Source organism: Burkholderia sp. Ac-20349 (genome assembly GCF_017104865.1).
Classification (GTDB): Bacteria; Pseudomonadota; Gammaproteobacteria; order Burkholderiales; family Burkholderiaceae; genus Burkholderia; species Burkholderia aenigmatica.
In genome coordinates this window covers 16014-31430 of record NZ_JAAGPM010000037.1, presented here as the reverse complement: position 1 = coordinate 31430, position 15417 = coordinate 16014, and the positions used below count along the sequence as shown (strand labels likewise).

At 67.2% G+C, this 15417-nt stretch carries 16 protein-coding genes; 6 read left to right on the top strand and 10 right to left on the bottom strand.

Features of this window, described 5'->3' with window-relative positions:
* Positions 1-67: 67 nt before the first annotated feature.
* From G3N61_RS14845 to G3N61_RS14835, 3 genes are all read right to left on the bottom strand, one after another.
* The gene (locus G3N61_RS14845) at positions 68-823 is read right to left on the bottom strand and encodes an ABC transporter ATP-binding protein (RefSeq protein WP_043184860.1); all 756 of its coding nucleotides are present in this window, start codon (positions 821-823) and stop codon (positions 68-70) included.
* Positions 820-1599, bottom strand: coding sequence for an ABC transporter ATP-binding protein (locus tag G3N61_RS14840; protein WP_021160426.1), 780 nt, complete (start codon positions 1597-1599; stop codon positions 820-822). Before G3N61_RS14840 ends, G3N61_RS14845 begins: the two co-directional genes overlap by 4 nt.
* A 457-nt stretch (positions 1600-2056) precedes the next feature.
* Positions 2057-3742: a GMC family oxidoreductase N-terminal domain-containing protein gene (locus G3N61_RS14835; protein ID WP_205822849.1), complete on the bottom strand. Its 1686-nt coding sequence runs from the start codon at positions 3740-3742 to the stop codon at positions 2057-2059.
* A gap of 169 nt (positions 3743-3911) precedes the next feature.
* On the opposite strand from G3N61_RS14835, the gene G3N61_RS14830 reads away from it, so the two are divergent.
* Positions 3912-4811, top strand: a complete 900-nt coding sequence (locus tag G3N61_RS14830) for a LysR family transcriptional regulator (RefSeq protein WP_089449635.1) — start codon at positions 3912-3914, stop codon at positions 4809-4811.
* 138 nt (positions 4812-4949) lie between these two features.
* A complete protein-coding gene (locus G3N61_RS14825) occupies positions 4950-5483 on the top strand; it encodes a class IV adenylate cyclase (protein ID WP_043184855.1) in 534 nt (177 codons plus the stop codon).
* 55 nt (positions 5484-5538) lie between these two features.
* On the opposite strand, the gene G3N61_RS14820 is transcribed toward G3N61_RS14825, so the two are convergent.
* Entirely contained in the window at positions 5539-6024 is a 486-nt protein-coding gene (locus G3N61_RS14820) for an Lrp/AsnC family transcriptional regulator (RefSeq protein WP_006408082.1), read from the bottom strand.
* 139 nt (positions 6025-6163) lie between these two features.
* Between G3N61_RS14820 and phhA the strand changes: the two genes are divergently transcribed.
* Both phhA and G3N61_RS14810 read left to right on the top strand, forming a co-directional pair.
* Entirely contained in the window at positions 6164-7057 is an 894-nt protein-coding gene (phhA, locus tag G3N61_RS14815; RefSeq protein WP_089449744.1) for a phenylalanine 4-monooxygenase, read from the top strand.
* A gap of 133 nt (positions 7058-7190) precedes the next feature.
* Positions 7191-7499: a 4a-hydroxytetrahydrobiopterin dehydratase gene (locus tag G3N61_RS14810; RefSeq protein ID WP_039352208.1), complete on the top strand. Its 309-nt coding sequence runs from the start codon at positions 7191-7193 to the stop codon at positions 7497-7499.
* 92 nt (positions 7500-7591) lie between these two features.
* Here G3N61_RS14810 and G3N61_RS14805 read toward each other — a convergent pair whose 3' ends face one another.
* The gene (locus tag G3N61_RS14805; protein WP_034183818.1) at positions 7592-7822 is read right to left on the bottom strand and encodes a DUF3717 domain-containing protein; all 231 of its coding nucleotides are present in this window, start codon (positions 7820-7822) and stop codon (positions 7592-7594) included.
* A 122-nt stretch (positions 7823-7944) separates the two neighbouring features.
* Here G3N61_RS14805 and G3N61_RS14800 point away from each other — a divergent pair, with 122 nt between their 5' ends.
* Positions 7945-8637, top strand: coding sequence for a response regulator transcription factor (locus tag G3N61_RS14800; protein ID WP_006401494.1), 693 nt, complete (start codon positions 7945-7947; stop codon positions 8635-8637).
* Positions 8638-8756: 119 nt separating this feature from the next.
* Positions 8757-10241, top strand: coding sequence for a sensor histidine kinase (locus G3N61_RS14795; RefSeq protein WP_205822848.1), 1485 nt, complete (start codon positions 8757-8759; stop codon positions 10239-10241).
* Positions 10242-10369: 128 nt separating this feature from the next.
* On the opposite strand, the gene G3N61_RS14790 is transcribed toward G3N61_RS14795, so the two are convergent.
* The 5 genes from G3N61_RS14790 to G3N61_RS14770 all read right to left on the bottom strand — a co-directional run bounded on the left by G3N61_RS14790 (position 10370) and on the right by G3N61_RS14770 (position 15409).
* Positions 10370-10900: an SET domain-containing protein-lysine N-methyltransferase gene (locus G3N61_RS14790; protein ID WP_089449634.1), complete on the bottom strand. Its 531-nt coding sequence runs from the start codon at positions 10898-10900 to the stop codon at positions 10370-10372.
* Positions 10901-11079: 179 nt separating this feature from the next.
* Entirely contained in the window at positions 11080-12192 is a 1113-nt protein-coding gene (locus G3N61_RS14785; RefSeq protein ID WP_043184843.1) for an NADH:flavin oxidoreductase/NADH oxidase, read from the bottom strand.
* A 215-nt stretch (positions 12193-12407) separates the two neighbouring features.
* The gene (locus G3N61_RS14780) at positions 12408-13118 is read right to left on the bottom strand and encodes a glutamine amidotransferase (RefSeq protein WP_043185216.1); all 711 of its coding nucleotides are present in this window, start codon (positions 13116-13118) and stop codon (positions 12408-12410) included.
* A 28-nt stretch (positions 13119-13146) separates the two neighbouring features.
* Positions 13147-13785, bottom strand: a complete 639-nt coding sequence (locus G3N61_RS14775) for a MarR family winged helix-turn-helix transcriptional regulator (protein WP_043184842.1) — start codon at positions 13783-13785, stop codon at positions 13147-13149.
* A gap of 508 nt (positions 13786-14293) precedes the next feature.
* Positions 14294-15409, bottom strand: a complete 1116-nt coding sequence (locus tag G3N61_RS14770; RefSeq protein WP_043184841.1) for a YbdK family carboxylate-amine ligase — start codon at positions 15407-15409, stop codon at positions 14294-14296.
* Positions 15410-15417 lie beyond the last annotated feature (8 nt).

Genomic DNA, 15417 nt, shown 5'->3' with positions numbered 1-15417 from the left:
CTGTTGTTCTGATGCGTTGTGGTTGTTCGAAGCCGCCACGGCTAGCGGCGAGAGAGACGGGGCGGCGTCACACCCCGAGCAGGTCGTGCAGGGTCGGCATCTTGCTTTCCAGTTCGGCCGCCTGGAAATGTTCGACGATGCTGCCGTGCTCCATCACGTAGAACCGGTCGGCGAGCGGCGCGGCGAAGCGGAAATTCTGTTCGACCATCACGATCGTGTAGCCGCGTGCCTTCAGCGCGACGATCATCCGCGCGAGCGCCTGCACGATCACCGGTGCGAGGCCTTCGGAGATCTCGTCGAGCAGCAGCAGGTTCGCGCCGGTGCGCAGGATCCGCGCGACCGCGAGCATCTGCTGCTCGCCGCCGGACAGGCGCGTGCCCTGGCTCTGCCGGCGCGACGCGAGGTTCGGGAACATCGTGTAGATCTCTTCGATCGACATCGCGTGATCGCGCGGCCCGATCGGCGGCGGCAGCATCAGGTTCTCCTCGCACGACAGGCTCGAGAAGATCCCGCGCTCCTCCGGGCAGTAGCCGACGCCGAAATGCGCGATGCGGTGCGTCGCAAGGCCGATCGTCTCGTTGCCCGCGACCTTGATCGACCCGCTGCGGCGGCCCGTGAGCCCCATGATCGCGCGCAGCGTCGTCGTGCGGCCCGCGCCGTTGCGGCCGAGCAGCGTGACGACCTCGCCGCGATGCACCGTCAGGTCGACACCGTGCAATATGTGGGATTCCCCGTACCAGGCCTCCAGGCCCGTGATCTCCAGCGCGGGCGTGCCGCTTTCGACGCCGCTCAATTCGCGTTCCTCCCGTGCGCTGTGCTTCATGCGTGCGCCCCCGCGAGCGCCGCGTCGGCGCTGCCCATGTAGGCCTCGATCACGAGCGGATTCTTCGACACTTCCGCATACGAGCCTTCGGCGAGCACCTCGCCGCGTTGCAGGACGGTGATCGTGTCGGAGATGCCCGCGATCACGTTCATGTTGTGCTCGACCATCAGGATCGTGCGGCCGCTCGCCACCTTCTTGATCAGCGCGGTCACGCGGTCGACGTCCTCGTGGCCCATCCCCTGCGTGGGCTCGTCGAGCAGCATCAGTTCGGGCTCCATCGCAAGCGTGGTCGCGATCTCCAGCGCGCGCTTGCGGCCGTACGCGAGCTCGACGGTCGGCACCTGCGCGAAATCGGTGAGGCCGACCTGCGTGAGCAGGTCCATCGCGCGGTCGTCGAGGCGCTTCAGCGTGCGTTCGCTGCGCCAGAAATGGAATTCGGTGCCGAGCGCGCGCTGCAGGCCGATGCGCACGTTCTGCAGTGCGGTCAGGTGCGGGAACACGGCCGAGATCTGGAACGAGCGGATGATGCCGCGCCGCGCCACCTGCGCGGGCCGCTCGTCGGTGATGTCGATGCCGTTGAAGACGATCTGGCCGGCCGTCGGCGTCAGGAATTTGGTGAGGAGGTTGAAGCAGGTGGTCTTGCCCGCGCCGTTCGGTCCGATCAACGCATGGATCGCACCGCGACGCACACGCAGGTTCACGCCGTTGACGGCCGTGAAACCCCTGAATTCCTTGGTCAGTCCGCGTGTTTCCAGAATCGTGTCGCCGAGAATCATGTTCCCTTCCGTACGAAGTCAGGCGAAGCACCGGGAAGATTCGCGAGAAGCGTCCGCGAAACAGGTCAGCGGATGAGCGGGCTGCCCCGGGCGCCGTGTTACGCCTCGAGGGTGGTCTCCCGCGCCGACGCGTATGCACACTGCGCCACATTGTCTCGCCGTTGGTGCAGTGCAATCATCGGGATTTGCACTTATAGGGCTGGCCGCCATGTCGCGCGCGGCTGTGCACGGTTTTTCACCCCGTTTTTTTGACACGTGCATCATCGTCCGTTGCCCTCCGCACGGCCCGGCGCGCACGCAACAAAAAAGCCGTGCGACTGCACGGCTTGCATGGATCTTGCCGGTGAACCGGCACAATCGGCGCCATCGGCACCGGCGCTGCAACGGCAGCTTGTTTCGCATAGCGAATCAGCGGGCGGCATCGTGACGGCCCGCTGTCGTGCGTGTCAGCGTTCCGTCACGTGGCTGTCACCGCGGCCTCCGTGCGCACCGGCGTCGCTTCATGCGCCGCGCGTCGATCGGCACGGATCATGTCACTCGCGCGTTCGGCGATCATCAGCGTCGGCGAATTGGTATTGCCCGACGTAATGAACGGCATCACCGACGCATCGACGATCCGCAGCCCGGCGATGCCGCGCACGCGCAACCGGCTGTCGACCACCGCGCGCTCATCGTCGGCACGCCCCATCCGGCAGGTGCCGACCGGATGGAAGATCGTCGTGCCGACGGCGCCGGCCGCCTCGATCAGCTCGGCTTCGCTCCGGTACTGCAGGCCCGGCAGGATTTCCTCGGGACGATAGCGCGCGAGCGCCGGCGCGGACGCGATCCGGCGCGTGAGGCGCAGCGCATTCGCGGCGACGTGGCGATCGTGCTCGGTCGACAGATAGTTCGGCGCGATCGCGGGTGCGGCGCCCGGATCGGCGCTCGCGATATGCACGCTGCCGCGCGACGTCGGCCGCAGATGGCACACGGACGCCGTAAACGCGTTGAAGCTGTGCAGCGGCTCGCCGAAGCGTTCGAGCGACAGCGGCTGCACGTGGTATTCGAGATCGGGGCGCGTGAGGGCGGAATCGTCGGGATCGGATTTCGCGAACGCGCCGAGCTGCGACGGCGCCATCGACATCGGCCCGCGCTGCAGCAACGCATACTCGGCGCCGATCATCAGCTTGCCCCACCAGTGCGCCGACAGTGTGTTGAGCGTGCGCACGCCTTCGACGCGAAACGCCATCCGCAATTGCAGGTGATCCTGCAGGTTTTCGCCGACGCCCGGCAGATCCTGCACGACGTCGATGCCGAGCGCCTGGAGCCGCCGGCCATCGCCGATGCCCGACAGTTCGAGCAGCTGCGGCGAATTCACCGCGCCGGACGTCAGCAGCACCTCCGAGCGCGCTCGCGCGACGTAATCGGTGCCGCCGCCGCGATACTCGACGCCCACCGCGCGCCGCCCGTCGAAAATCACGCGCTGCGCCTGCGCGCCGGTGATCACGGTCAGGTTCGGGCGCGCCATCGCGGGCCGCAGGAACGCCTTCGACGTATTCCAGCGCACGCCGCGCTTCTGGTTCACCTCGAAATAGCCGACCCCGGTATTGTCGCCGCGGTTGAAATCGTCGGTTGCCGGGATGCCCGTCTGCTGCGCGGCCTGCGCGAACGATTCGAGGATCTCCCAGCGCAGCCGCTGCTTCTCGACGCGCCAGTAACCGCCCGCGCCGTGCGCGTCGCTCGCGCCCGCATGGTGATCCTCGCTGCGCTTGAAGATCGGCAGCACGCTGTCCCACGACCAGCCGGCGTCGCCGGTTTCCTGCGCCCAGCTGTCGTAATCCTCGCGCTGGCCGCGCATGTAGATCATCCCGTTGATCGACGAGCAGCCGCCGAGCACGCGGCCGCGCGGATACGACAGCGCACGGCCGTTGAGCGCCGCTTCCGGTTGCGTCTTGTACAGCCAGTCGGTGCGCGGGTTGCCGATGCAATACAGATAGCCGACCGGGATGTGGATCCAGTGATAGTCGTCCTTGCCGCCCGCTTCGAGCAGCAGCACGTGGATGTCGGGATCTTCGGTCAGGCGGTTTGCGAGCACGCAGCCCGCGGTGCCCGCACCGACGATCACGTAATCGAATTCGCCTTCTAGCGTGCGTTGGGTAGTCATGTTGTCTCCTGTCACGCGGCGCAATCCCGCGCGCGTCATTTCCAGCATAGTGCGTCGCCGGCCGCCCTTGCGGCCCCGCGCCACGACCGATGAAGCGTACTCCGGCAGCCGTCCGCCGATCCAATGAGTTATGCTGAACTGCGTTATAAGCTGCGCTCATATCACGACGATGGATCTCACCCTGCTCCGCGCGTTCGCGACGGTCGCGCGCGAAGGCAACCTGACGCGCGCCGCCGTCCACCTGCACCTGACGCAGCCAGCCGTCAGCCTGCAGATCAAGCATCTGCAGGAAACGCTCGGCGTCACGCTGTTTACCCGCACGTCGCGCGGGCTCGCGCTCACGCGCGACGGCCAGACGCTGCTGCCGCATGCGGAACGCGCGCTCGCCGCGGCCGCCGACGTGCAGCGCGCCGCTGCTGCGCTGCGGCACGAGGTGCGCGGCCGGCTGCGGATCGGCACGATCCTCGATCCGGGCTTCCTGCGGCTCGGCGGCTTCCTGCGCGCGCTCGTCGAAACCCATCCGCAGATCGAAACCGCCCTGCGGCACGGGATGTCGGGCTGGGTGATCGAACAGGTGCGCACGCAGGCGCTCGACGTCGGCTACTACATCGGCCAGCCGGGCGAGGACGATCCACTCGACGGTGCGCTGTTCCACACCGTCACGCTCACGCATTTCCAGTACCGCGTGCTCGCGCCGGCCGGCTGGAGGGAACGCGTGCAGCGCGCGCACGATTGGCGCGCGCTCGCCGCGCTGCCGTGGATCTGGACGCCGCCGGCGTCCGCGCACCACCGGCTGCTGTCGCGGCGCTTCGCGGATGCCGGCGCGCAGCCGGTCAAGGTTGCCGAGGTCGACCAGGAGCAGTCGATGCTCGATCTCGTCAAATCGGGTATCGGCTTGACGCTCGCGCGCGACTCGACCGCGCTGGCCGAAGCGCACGCGCATGCGCTGACGATCGTCGAACGCGTGACGGTGCCGACCGAACTGACGTTCGTGGCGCTCGCCGAGCGGCGCGACGAGCCGGCGATCGCGGCGGCGCTGCGGCTCATCGAAGCCCAGTGGGCGATATGAGCGGTGCTGAAGACGGCGCGGCGCGGCCTGCACGCGTCATCTCGCCACGCCCCCCCGCGCGTCGTCACGCCACCGTCTCCGCGTTTTTGCTAGATTGTGCGTTCGCACACCGCGAGACCCCGATTGAAGGAGACCCGCATGGCCCGCAACATCGAGATCAAAGCCCGCGCCCGCGAATTCGACCACCTGCGCGAGCAGGCGGCCAAGCTCGCGACCGAAGCGCCGCTGTTCTATCGCCAGCAGGATTTCTTCTATGACGTGCCGCGCGGCCGGCTGAAGCTGCGCCGCTTCGAGGACGGCACGCCGGCCGAACTGATCTTCTACCAGCGCGACGACCGCGACGGCCCGAAGGCGTCGTACTACACGCGCAGCCCGGTGACGAACCCCGACGCGATGCACGCGCTGCTCGCCACCGCGCTGACCACGCGCGGGATCGTGACGAAGGAACGGCACGTGTATCTCGCGGGCCGCACGCGCATCCACCTCGACCGCGTCGATGGCCTCGGCGATTTCATCGAACTGGAAGTCGTGCTCGGCCCCGATGACGACGAGGCCGGCGGCGAAGCCGAAGCGCACGACGTGTTCGCGAAGCTCGGCGTGTCGCAGGACGATCTCGTCGCGGTCGCGTACGTCGACCTGCTGAACGCCGACACGCCGCACGAAACGGCCTGATCCGGCCCTGCCCTACGGCGGCGCAACCCGCGCCGCCTCCAACCCTGCCGCCGCGTCAGGCGGCGCCGGGCGCCAGGTGCGCGAGCGGCAACGCGCCGTTGCGCTTGAACGTCGTCAGCACGATGTTCGAGCGCACGCTGTCGACGCCCGGCACGCGCATCAGCTTCTTCATCACGAACTGCGACAGCGCGTTCAGGTCCGGCGCGACGATCCGCAGCAGGTAGTCGGCATCGCCCACCACCGCATGGCATTCGAGCACTTCGGGCAGCACGTCGATCTGCTGCTGGAACTGCTCGATGATCGAATCGCCATGGTGCTTGAGCTTGAGGCTCGTGAACGCGGTGACGCCGAGCCCGAGTTTCTCGGGGCGCAGCATCACGCGGTAGCCTTCGATCACGCCGGCCGCCTCGAGCCGCTGCAGCCGACGGCCGATTTGCGACGGCGACAGCGGCACCTCCTCGCCGAGCTGTTGATGCGTCGCGCGGCCGAAGCGCTGCAGCACGTCCAGCAGCGCGAGATCGAAGTGATCGAGTTCCAGCATGAGTATTCTCCGCATTGATTCGTGATTTGATGCGCGATTATCGCATCATCGAGCGAATCAGCGCCAACATTGCGCCCATTCCGCGCGCAGCCCGCTCTACACTTGCATGGTTCCCAACCGCCACGTGCAGAGCCAGATCATGTCCACCGTCGTCACCGCGAAACTGCAGGAGCAGTTCGATGCGGGCCTCGAAACCCGCGCCGATTTCACCATCGACCAGCCGCTCGCGCGCTACGGCCAGGTCGACCACGCGGTGTGGAAACAGCTCTATGCACGCCAGTCGGCGCTGCTGCGCGGTCGCGCGTGCGACGCGTTCGTCGCGGGGCTCGGGAAGATCGACCTGCCGGCCGATCGCGTGCCGTCGTTCGCCGACGTGAACCGTCAGTTGAAGCCGGCCACCGGCTGGGAGATCGTCGCGGTGCCGGGCCTCGTGCCCGACCGCGTGTTCTTCGAGCACCTGGCGAACCGGCGCTTCCCGGTCACCTGGTGGATGCGCCGCCCCGACCAGCTCGACTACCTGCAGGAACCCGACTGCTTCCACGACCTGTTCGGCCACGTGCCGCTGCTGATCGATCCGGTGTTCGCCGACTACATGCAGGCGTACGGCCGCACCGCACTCGCGGTCGCCGACGACGAAGCGGCGCTGGCGCGCCTCGCGCGGCTCTACTGGTATACGGTGGAATTCGGGCTGATCCGCGACCCGCGCGGCACGAACGGGCTGTCGATCTACGGCGCGGGGATCGTCTCGAGCAAGGGCGAAAGCCTGTACAGCCTCGAAAGCGCGGCGCCGAACCGGCTCGGCTTCGACCTCGAGCGCGTGATGCGCACGCAGTACCGGATCGACACGTTCCAGAAGACCTACTTCGTGATCGACGATTTCGCGCAGCTGTTCGCGCTGGCCGACGTCGACGGCCGTGTACTGGCCGACCGGCTGGCGGCGCTGCCCGAGTTCGCGGCCGGCGCGGTGCTCGATAGCGATCGCGTGCTGCATCGCGGCACGGGCGAAGGCTGGCCCGACGACGCCGACGCGTGACGCGCGCGGGCGCCGCAGCGCACCGCTGCCGGCCTCCCGATCGCCTTCCCACAACTATGAAACAATGACCGGTGCCGGCTTCGCCGCGCGGCGCAGCCGCGCGCGGGCGCCGTTACCGACCGAGAGGTGCAAGATGATCCACAAGCTCACATCAGAAGAACGCAAGACCCGGCTCGAAGGCCTGCCGCTCTGGACGGCCGTACCGGGCCGCGACGCAATCCAGCGCAGCCTGCGCTTCGCCGATTTCAACGAAGCATTCGGCTTCATGACGCGCGTCGCGATCAAGGCGCAGGAAATGAACCACCATCCGGAATGGTTCAACGTGTACAACCGTGTCGACGTCACGCTGTCGACGCACGATGCCGACGGCCTGACCGAACGCGACATCGAACTGGCGCTGTTCATCGACCGTGCCGGCGCGCACGCGCAACCGGCCGCCTGAGGCCTTCCTCTACCGCCGCGCGTCTTTCGATGCGCGGCGCGTCAACTTTTCATTTCGATGAACGTTTCCTAGGATGTACTCAGCGAAAGCCTTCAGCTTTCCAAGCCATCCTTAAGGCGCACGTAAGTCTCGTAGGCTTTCCGTGCCTTGGGGTCCAAACCTTCCAGTTGCAGCGCGCTTTCGCGCTGTACAATCAGCAGCGCATACGGCTTGGAAAGCGCGCTGGCCTCTTCGCAGAGTTTGAGTTCGTCGCCGCTCGACGGCGAGCGGGCGCGCCAGAAATTGATCGCGGCTTCTAGGTCGTTGATCGAAATATCGGACATGTTTGGATTTAATCGTTCGCTGGCCGCCATGCTTGATGTCAGGTGTTGCGGCGCCCCTGTGGAAACGGCGTCGTGCTGTCCGCGTGCCTGAACCGCCAACCCATTGTACTTGAGCGAACTTCATGCGACTCCTTCTGATTGAAGACGACCGCCCCATCGCACGCGGTATCCAGAGCAGCCTCGAGCAGGCTGGCTTCACCGTCGACATGGTGCATGACGGCATCTTTGCCGAACAGGCGCTGGCTCAGAACCGCCACGAACTCGTGATCCTCGACCTCGGCCTGCCGGGCATCGACGGGATGACGCTGCTCACGCGTTTCCGCCAGACCAACCGCCACACGCCCGTCATCGTGCTGACCGCACGCGACGAGCTGAACGACCGGATCCAGGGCCTGAACTCGGGCGCCGACGACTACATGCTCAAGCCGTTCGAACCGGCCGAGCTCGAAGCGCGCATCCGCGCGGTGATGCGCCGCAGCGGCCCGCACAGCGACATGCCGCGTCCGGAAGTGTCGCTCGGCGGCGTCCGCCTGTCGGGCGTCGACCGCCGCATCTTCAACGACGACAAGCCGCTCGAACTGTCGCCGCGCGAATTCGCGGTGCTCGAGATGCTGCTGCTGCGTCACGGCCGCGTCGTCAGCAAGGCCCAGCTGCAGGATCACCTCACGCACTTCGGCGGCGATCTCGGCGACACCGCGATCGAAGTCTACGTGCACCGCGTCCGCAAGAAACTGGAGCAGTGCCGTGTCGAGATCGTCACGGTGCGCGGCTTCGGCTACCTGCTGCAGGAAATCCGCCAGACCGCGAGCGTCTGAGCGGCAGTGCCCGCGCGCCGGCCGGCCTCGTGCGCCGGCGTGCCGCCCTGCCCGCGTCGCCGTCCGGCGCACGACCGCGCCGCTCCCCGTGAGCGGCGCTTATCCATTTGCCCGTCGAAATGTCTCCTGATCCGGCTGTGACCACCAGCCTGCGCCGCTCGCTGCTTCGGCGCCTCGCCGCCCCGCTGTCGATGCTCGCGCTGATGAGCGGCCTGATTGCCTACTGGCTCGCGTGGCAATACACGCAGCACGTGATCGACCGCTCGCTCGCCGATCTCGCCACCGCCATCTCCAAACAGATCCAGATCGCCGGCCCCGATGCGCCGTTCACGGTGCCGCCGCTCGCGCAGGCGATGTTCTCCGATCCCGCCGAAGCGCTGATCTACCGGATCAGCGACGGCGAACAGGAACTCGCCGGCGATCCGAAGCTGCCGCTGCAGGGCATCAACGTGCGCCGCATGCATCACGCATACGTATTCGAGGCCGAATACGACAACCGCGCGGTGCGGGTTGCGCAGGTGCGCGTCGACGACGTCGACGGCGGCAAGCCGATGGTCGTCGAGGTCGCGCAACCGGTGCGGCACCGCTACCGGATCGCGGCCGAATTCCTCGTCGCGATCATGATGCCGCTGCTGCTGCTGCTGCTCGCGGGCTGGGGCATCGTGTGGCGCGTCGTGAACCAGCAGCTCGGCCCGCTCACGCACCTGGCCGATTCGCTGAACCGGCAGACCCACACGTCGCTGGAACCGGTCGACGAAACCGAGGTGCCGCTGGAGATCCGGCCGCTGACGAGCGCGATGAACGCGCTGCTCGGCCGCCTGAAGACCGCGCTCGACGCGCAGCGCAAGTTCATCGCCGATGCCGCGCACCAGTTGCGCACGCCGCTGACGGCCGTGAAGCTGCATGCCGAGCAGGCGGCCGTGGCACGCGACCCGCACCAGACCCTCGCCGCGGTGCGCGAACTCCGCGCCGCCGCCGACCGCGCGGTACGGCTGTCCAACCAGTTGCTGTCGCTCGCCCGAGCGGAACCGGGCGAACAGGCCGCGCGGTTCGTCGACGTCGACCTCGCGGCGATGGCGTTCGAGACGGGTGCCGAATGGGTACCGCGCGCACTCGCGTCGCACGTCGACCTCGGCTTCCAGCGCACCGACGATCCGGGTGACGACGAAAAACTGGTCGTGCGCGGCAATCCCGTGCTGTTGCGCGAGGTCATCGCGAACCTGCTCGACAATGCGCTGAAGTACGTGCCGCTCGCGCGGCCGGATGGCGCGCGGATCACGGTGAACGTCGCGCGTGGCGCGCTCGAGGACGGCCAGTCGGCCGCCGAGATCGTCGTCGAGGACAACGGCCCCGGCGTGCCCGCCAACCAGCAGGCCGACCTGTTCAAGCGTTTCTTCCGCGGCGACGCGCAAAACGGCAACGGTGTCGAGACGGGCGCCGGGCTCGGCCTCGCGATCGTCCACGACATCATCGCGATGCACGGCGGCACCGTATCGTACGAGGATGCATCGGAAGGCGGCTCACGCTTCGTGGTGCGGGTGCCGCTGACCGCGCGCACCGAGAAGCCGGCCAGCGAAACGCCGGCCACCGCGCCGACGCACTGAGCGATTCGCGGCGCGCCGGCCGCTGGTCGGGCCGCGCGCCGGATGAGGAACGCGGCGAGCACGGCTGCGCGACGCGGCAGCCGGCCGCTGAAACGGCAGCGGCAGCGCACGATGCGCCGCCGCCTGCATCACTTCCTGCTTTTCTTGTCCTTCGATCGGGACTCGGACTTGCCGTCCTTCTTGTCCTTCTTCTTTTTCTTCTTCCCGCCATCGTCGGACGTCGCGAGCAGCGTGCCGCGGCACGACGCCGCGCCGCAATGGCACGCGTATTCGCGCTTGAGCGTCTTCGTCAGCTTCGCATCGATCACGAGGCCGTAGTCGTAGAACAGCTCCTCTTCCGCCCCGATGTCGCGCAGCGCGTGGATGTACACGCGGCCTTTGACTTCCTCGGCTTCGCAGTTCGGCGCGCACGAGTGGTTGATCCAGCGCGCGCTGTTGCCGTCGATCTTGCCGTCGATCACCCCGCCCTCATCGAGTGCGAAGTAGAACGTATGGTTCGGTTCGCTCGGGTCGTGCGGGTGACGGCGCAGCGCTTCCTTCCACGAAATTCGCTCGCCCTTGTATTCCACTACGCGCTCGCCGGCCTTGATCGGCGCCACGGCGAACACGCCCTTGCCGTGTACTCCCGAGCGGCGCACCGCGATCCTGCGTGAACTCATCGAACGAATCCTTGTGAAGACGACTTGAATGGAAGGCGGCCGCGGTCGCAGCCTGGCGCCGCGCAAAACGAAAACGCGGCACCGGTCGGTGCCGCGTCGGGCATGCGGCGAATCACCCGCATCCTACACGTTCGCGATTGCTTCGTTCAACATCACGCGCAATATTGCGCGCCCGGCGCTCAACGCTGGCCGAATGCGATGTCGCCGAACAACGCCTTGTGCTCGCGCGGCTGCGAGCGCCAGTATTGCGGCGGCGCCGTCACCTGCGCGCCGAGCTCGGCCGCCGCGTGCCACGGCCAGCGCGGGTCGTACAGCATCGCGCGCGCCATCGCGATGAAATCGGCATCGCCGGCCTCGATGAGCCGGTTCGCATGCGCGGGCTCGTTGATCAGGCCGACGGCAAACGTCGGCATGCCGACCGCGCGCTTCACCGCCTGCGCGAACGGCACCTGGTAGCCGGGCGACAGCGGAATCTTCTGCAGCGGCGACACGCCGCCGGACGACACGTCGATCCAGTCGCAGCCGCGACGCTTCAGTTCGTGCGCGAATGCAATCGTATCGTCGAGCTCCCAGCCGCCTTCGACCCAGTCGGTCGCGGACACGCGCACGCCGACCGGCCGGTCCTCCGGAAACGCCGCGCGCACGATCTCGAAGATCTCGAGCGGAAAGCGCATCCGGTTTTCGAGCGAGCCGCCGTATTCGTCGGTGCGCTGGTTCGCGAGCGGCGACAGGAACTGGTGCAGCAGGTAGCCATGTGCCGCGTGCACCTCGATTGCGTCGATGCCGAGCCGCGCAGCCCGCTTCGCCGACGCCGCGAACGCTTCGCGGATCCGGTTCAGGCCGGCGGCATCGAGTGCGAGCGGCGGCGTCTCGCCATCCTTGTGCGGCACGGCCGACGGCGCATGCGGCAACCAGCCGCCGTCGGCGACGGACACGAGCTGACCGCCCTGCCACGGCACGTTGCTCGACGCCTTGCGCCCCGCATGCGACAACTGCATCGCGACGCGGACCGGCGAATGCTTGCGGATCGCGGCCAGCACGGGCTTCAGCGCGGCTTCGGTCACGTCGTCCCAGAGGCCGAGGTCACCATGCGTGATGCGCCCGTCGGGTTCCACCGCGGTCGCCTCGATGCAGAGCAGCCCCGCGCCCGACAGCGCGAGATGGCCGAGGTGAATCATGTGCCAGTCGGTCGCTTCTCCGCGCTCGGCCGAATACTGGCACATCGGGGAGATCACGATCCGGTTCGGAAGGGTCACGCCGCGCAGCGTGAACGGGGAAAACAGCGCAGTCATGGAGGCCGCTCGCCAGGAAAGGAAAGAGCGAACGAGCGTAGCACGCAGGCCGGAAGCGTGCTGACGGCGCACCCGGCAGTAAGCGGACGGTCAGGAACGGGCCGCGGCGGGTGGCCGGCGACGCGGCAAACGCGGCGCAAACGACGATGCGCCGGCCTGCAACGGATGCGGGCCGGGCAACCCCTTCGCGGCGAACGGCGCCGCGACCGGCAGCGTCAGAGTCCGACGCTGTCGAGCCACTCCGCGAACATGCGTCGCGCGGCCGCCTCGAGCGCGGGGCCGTGCTGCGCGGTATCGGCGCGCAACTGGCGCGCGTCGATGCCGGGCGTCGCCGCGATTTCGCCGGCGTTCGCGATCAACCACGGTTCGAAGCGGTCGGTGCGGATTTCCGGATGGCATTGCAGCGCCAGCACATGCTGGCCCCATGCGAATGCCTGGTGACGGCAGGCCGGTGTCGACGCGAGATGCATCGCACCGCCCGGCAGGTCGAACGTGTCGCCATGCCAGTGCAGCATCGACGTCGCCGCAGCGTCGAGATGGCGCAGCGGCGATGCGCGGCCGGCGTCGGTGAGCGTCAGCGGCGCCCAGCCGAGTTCGTGCTGCGCGGCCGGATAGACGCGCGCACCGAGCGCCCGGGCGATGAACTGCGCGCCGAGGCAGATGCCGAGGATCGGCAGGCCCGCGTCGATGCGCTTGCGCACGAGCGCCGCGAGCGGCGCGATCGTCGGATACTGCGCATCGTCGTACACGCTGAGCGGCCCGCCGAGCACGACGAGGAGCGATGGCTCGAGCACGTCGAGCACCTCGACTCGCGACGACCCGACGTCAACGTAGCGCACCCGCCGGCCCCGTTCGCCGAGCACCTGCTCGAAGCTCCCGAGATCCTCGAAATGCACGTGGCGGATCGCCACGACTTCAGCGTTCATCATCGGCCTCCCGGTCGATCGACGGACGTCAGCCTGCGAAAATCTTCCAGGTCTTCTTCTGCGTCGCCGCGTCGGCTTCTTCCTGCACCGAGCAGTCGAGACGCAGATCGCTGTCGGACATCGAGATGTCGAGCGCCGCGCAGTGATGCACGGTCTTCTTCGACAGCTTGCCCGGCTGGAAGTGGGCGCACGTCACGCACATGCGCTGCGGCGGCGTCGCACCGGCCACCTGCAGTTCGCGCAGCGTCTTCAGCAGCGCGCGGTACAGTGCGCCCTGCTCGTCCGCACCGAGCTTGCCGACGGCTTTCGTCAGGAATTCAGGCCATTGCAGCGCCTTCTTCGCGGCCGTGCGGCCACGGGCCGACAGGCGCACGGCCAGCGCGCGGCCGTCGTCCAGCGCACGGCGCTTCTCGACGAGACCCTTGGTCTCGAGCGTGCTGACGGCATCGCTCGTGGTCGCAGCGGTCAGCTGCGTCTCGCGCGCGATCTCGCCGAGCCGCATCGGGCCCTTGCGCTGCAGCAGCAGCACGAGAATCTCGCCCTGCGTCGGCGTCAGGCCAGCGCCTTCCGCCCAATCCCATGCCTGGCTCCGCATGGCCGTACTCAACCGCAGCAGGCTGTGGGTCACACGTCCCGAAGCCTGATTCCCGTAAACGCCTTCGCTCATAGTCTTTTCGCTTTGCCGCCGCCCGGTTTGCCGAGCGGCCGTAGTGTGGAGATCGAATGTCTATCTCAAAACAGACACGCTCTTGCGAGTGCGTCAGCACGGCCGTCGCGAGGGCACACGCGGCGGTCGCGTTCGCGGCGACCGGTAAGACACGCGTCGTTCCGGTGTCCGCAAAGCCGACATTCTAAGCGAGAGCGGAAAATCGCACAGCTAAGTTATCCCCTTCATTCTGTGGAAAATCGCTGGATAACCGAAATTTTTCGTTGTGCCTGCAATGCCGAACGCCCGCGGAACGGTGCGAACGGACATTTTCCTGTTCGGATCGGCCATCGGGCCGACCGCAATGATCCACCGGGTTATCCCGCGCACAGATCGTTGACTTTGCAGCGGAATATCAAGTTATCCACAGATTTTCAGGACAACCGGCAACGATTTCGGCCTCAATCGAGGCCGCCCGTCGTTCAGTGAATCGCCACTCGGTCGAGCCCGTAATCTGCAAAACATTTTTTCACTCGCGCCAACGTAAGCACTGCTGGCGGACCGTCTCATTGAGCGATTTTTCCTGTTTGAAAACGGTTCTCAACCACGATGCGTCGTTCACGCGCGCCTTGGCCTGCGCGCCGATCTCGTCGAGCGCCGCGCGCGAACCGAGCGCGGCCGCATGCGGCGCGATCCGGTCGAGCGTGTCGAGGATGTCTTCCGCGATCGTGCGGCGCTCACCCGTCTGAGGATTCACGCAGGTGCCCTCGAGCCCGAAGCGGCACGCCTCGAAACGGTTGAACGTGTAGACGAGGTAGTCGTCCTCCGACAGCTTCAGCGGCCGGTCGGTCAGCAGGTAGCGCGCGAGCGTCTGGATGTAGCAGGCGATCGCCGCCGCGCGGTCGACCGACAGCGGCGTGTCCATCACGCGCACCTCGATCGTCCCGTAGCCGGGCTTCGGGCGGATGTCCCAGTAGAAGTCCTTCATCGAGTTGACGACGCCGGTGTTCACCATCTTCGTGAAGTACTCCTCGAAGCTGTCCCAGGTCAGCACGAACGGCGCGCGGCCCGACAGCGGGAACGCGAACACCGAATTCAGGCGTGCCGAATGGAAGCCGGTGTCGACGTTCTGCACGAACGGCGACGACGCGGACAGCGCAATGAAGTGCGGAATGAAGCGCGACATCGAGTGCAGCAGGAACAGTGCGCTGTCGGGATCGGGGCAACCGATGTGCACGTGCTGGCCGAACACGGTGAACTGCTTGGCGAGATAGCCGTACAGCTCGGAGATGTACTGGAAGCGCGGCGCATCGTAGATCTGCCGGTCGCTCCATTGCTGGAACGCATGCGTGCCGCCGCCCGCCAGCCCGACGTTGAGCTGGTCGGCCGCCTTCACGAGCACGTCGCGGATCGCGTGCAGCTCGGTGACGGCCTGCTCGTGCGAATGGCAGATGCCGGTCGACAGCTCGATCATGCTCTCGGTGATTTCCGGCGTGATGTTGCCCGGAAAGGTCTCGCCCTGGATCAGGCGCATCAGGTCGGAGGCCGCTTTGGTCAGGTCGTAGTTGTGCGTGTTGACGACCTGGATCTCCAGTTCGACGCCGAACGTGAACGGCTCGGAATTGACGAAGGTTTCGAGTGCCATGGCAGGTT

What these genes read in the sequence shown, in the direction of transcription:
- G3N61_RS14775 (WP_043184842.1), bottom strand. Translation starts at nt 13,785, where the DNA reads ATGAGCGAAGGCGTTTACGGGAATCAGGCTTCGGGACGTGTGACCCAC.
- G3N61_RS14785 (WP_043184843.1), bottom strand. Translation starts at nt 12,192, where the DNA reads ATGACTGCGCTGTTTTCCCCGTTCACGCTGCGCGGCGTGACCCTTCCG.
- G3N61_RS14840 (WP_021160426.1), bottom strand. Translation starts at nt 1,599, where the DNA reads ATGATTCTCGGCGACACGATTCTGGAAACACGCGGACTGACCAAGGAA.
- G3N61_RS14820 (WP_006408082.1), bottom strand. Translation starts at nt 6,024, where the DNA reads ATGCTGGAACTCGATCACTTCGATCTCGCGCTGCTGGACGTGCTGCAG.
- G3N61_RS14800 (WP_006401494.1), top strand. Translation starts at nt 7,945, where the DNA reads ATGCGACTCCTTCTGATTGAAGACGACCGCCCCATCGCACGCGGTATC.
- G3N61_RS14835 (WP_205822849.1), bottom strand. Translation starts at nt 3,742, where the DNA reads ATGACTACCCAACGCACGCTAGAAGGCGAATTCGATTACGTGATCGTC.
- G3N61_RS14780 (WP_043185216.1), bottom strand. Translation starts at nt 13,118, where the DNA reads ATGAACGCTGAAGTCGTGGCGATCCGCCACGTGCATTTCGAGGATCTC.
- G3N61_RS14845 (WP_043184860.1), bottom strand. Translation starts at nt 823, where the DNA reads ATGAAGCACAGCGCACGGGAGGAACGCGAATTGAGCGGCGTCGAAAGC.
- G3N61_RS14825 (WP_043184855.1), top strand. Translation starts at nt 4,950, where the DNA reads ATGGCCCGCAACATCGAGATCAAAGCCCGCGCCCGCGAATTCGACCAC.
- G3N61_RS14795 (WP_205822848.1), top strand. Translation starts at nt 8,757, where the DNA reads ATGTCTCCTGATCCGGCTGTGACCACCAGCCTGCGCCGCTCGCTGCTT.
- G3N61_RS14805 (WP_034183818.1), bottom strand. Translation starts at nt 7,822, where the DNA reads ATGTCCGATATTTCGATCAACGACCTAGAAGCCGCGATCAATTTCTGG.
- phhA (WP_089449744.1), top strand. Translation starts at nt 6,164, where the DNA reads ATGTCCACCGTCGTCACCGCGAAACTGCAGGAGCAGTTCGATGCGGGC.
- G3N61_RS14830 (WP_089449635.1), top strand. Translation starts at nt 3,912, where the DNA reads ATGGATCTCACCCTGCTCCGCGCGTTCGCGACGGTCGCGCGCGAAGGC.
- G3N61_RS14810 (WP_039352208.1), top strand. Translation starts at nt 7,191, where the DNA reads ATGATCCACAAGCTCACATCAGAAGAACGCAAGACCCGGCTCGAAGGC.
- G3N61_RS14770 (WP_043184841.1), bottom strand. Translation starts at nt 15,409, where the DNA reads ATGGCACTCGAAACCTTCGTCAATTCCGAGCCGTTCACGTTCGGCGTC.
- G3N61_RS14790 (WP_089449634.1), bottom strand. Translation starts at nt 10,900, where the DNA reads ATGAGTTCACGCAGGATCGCGGTGCGCCGCTCGGGAGTACACGGCAAG.